The 2,020-nt window shown below is 70.8% G+C and carries 1 protein-coding gene; it reads right to left on the reverse strand.

The window, feature by feature from the left end:
- Positions 1–2,020: Ig-like domain repeat protein (locus ACFU5K_RS31750; protein ID WP_384068177.1), on the reverse strand; the 2,020-nt coding region annotated here is incomplete at both ends.

A 2,020-nucleotide genomic window follows, 5' to 3' on the forward strand; every position in this document is an offset into this window, starting at 1 on the left:
CCGGTGGGTGTGCCGCTGCCGGGTGCGACGGGGGTGACGGTGGCGCAGACGGTGACGGGCTGGCCGCAGACGGAGGGGTTGGGGTCGACCGTGACTGCAGTGGTGCTGGCTGCCTTGTCGACCGTCACGTCGACGCTGTCGGTGGAGCCCAGGAAGCAGGTGTCGCCGCCGTAGCTGACGGTGACGGTGCCGGTCGTGAGGGCGGTGGTGGTGATGCAGGCGGTGCCGTCGGCGTCCAGGGTCGCTGTCTGGTTGAGTCCGCCGGGGCCGGTGAAGGTCACCGAGCCGGTGGGTGTGCCGCTGCCGGGTGCGGCGGAGGTGACCGTCGCGCACAGCGTGACCGTCTCGCCGCACACGGACGGGTCCGGGTCGGCGACCACCGACACCGCGCTGGACGCCCGGTTCACCGTCACGTCGAAGACGGTGTCCGAGTCGGCGAAGCATCCGTCGCCGTTGTAGGTGGCCATGTAGGTGCCACTCGCGAGAGCGCTGGTGTTCAGGCATACCGTGCCGTCGGCGTCCAGTGTCGCCGTCTGGTTGAGTCCGCCGGGGCCGGTGAAGGTCACCGAGCCGGTGGGTGTGCCGCTGCCGGGTGCGACGGCGGTGACCGTCGCGCACAGCGTGACCGTCTCGCCGCACACGGACGGGTCGGGGTTCACCGTCACTGTCACCGTGCTCGTGGCCGGGTTGACCGTCACGTCTGTCGTGCCTGTCGAAGGAAGGAAGCAGCCGTCACCGCTGTAGGAGGCGCTGACGCTGCCGTTGACGAGGCTGTTGGTGGTCAGCCACGCCGTGCCCTGAGCGTCCAGCCCCACGACCTGAGTGCTGCCGTCGGGGAGGAGGAAACTGAGGGTTCCGGTGGGTGTGCCGCTGCCGGGTGCGACGGCGGTGACCGTCGCGTACACCGTGACCGTCTCGCCGCACACGGACGGGTCGGGGTTCACCGTCACTGTCACCGTGCTCGTGGCCGGGTTGACCGTCACGTCTGTCGTGCCCGTCGACGGAAGGAAGCAGCCGTCTCCCACGTACGAGACGTTGACCGTACCAGTTTCGAGCGTGGTCGTCGTGACGCACGCCCTGCCATCGGCGTCCAGCTCCAAGGTCTCGTTGAGTCCGCCAGGGGCGCTGAAGGTCACCGAGCCGGTGGGTGTGCCGCTGCCGGGTGCGACGGCGGTGACCGTCGCGCACACCGTGACCGTCTCACCGCACACGGACGGGTCCGGGTCGACCGCCACCGACACGGCGCTCGTGGCCGGGTTGACCCCCACGTTCGCAGTGCCGGTCGAGGTGGTGAAGCATCCGCTGCCGTTGTAGACGGCTGTGACGGTGCCGGTCTGGAGGCTGCTGGTGGTGATGCAGGCGGTGCCGTCGATGTCCAGGGTCGCCGTCTGGTTGAGTCCGCCGGGGGCGGTGAAGGTGACGGTTCCGGTGGGTGTGCCGCTGCCGGGTGCGACGGGGGTGACGGTGGCGCAGACGGTGACGGGCTGGCCGCAGACGGAGGGGTTGGGGTTGAGGGAGACGGTGGTGCTGCTTGCTGCCTGGTTGACGGTGACGGGTGCGGTGCCGGTCGAGGTGGTGAAGCATCCGTCGCCGTTGTAGACGGCTGTGACGGTGCCGGTCGCCAGGGCGGTGGTGGTGATGCAGGCGGTGCCGTCGGCGTCCAGGGCCGCCGTCTGGTTGAGTCCGCCGGGGGCGGTGAAGGTGACGGTTCCGGTGGGTGTGCCGCTGCCGGGCGGGACCGCCGTGACGGTGGCGCACACGGTGATCGGCTGGCCGCACACGGAGACGCCGGGGTCGACTGTGACGGCGGTGGTGCTGGCCGCTTGGCCGACCGTGACGTCCTCGGTGCCGGTGTCCGGGGAGAAGCATCCGTCGCCGCTGTAGACGGCTGTGACGGTGCCGGTCGTGAGGGCGGTGGTGGTGATGCAGGCGGTGCCGTCGGCGTCCAGGGTCGCCGTCTGGTTGAGTCCGCCGGGGCCGGTGAAGGTCACCGAGCCGGTGGGTGTGCCGCTGCCGGGTG

Origin of the sequence: Streptomyces sp. NPDC057428, from assembly GCF_042803195.1 — a bacterium.
GTDB lineage: Bacteria > Actinomycetota > Actinomycetes > Streptomycetales > Streptomycetaceae > Streptomyces.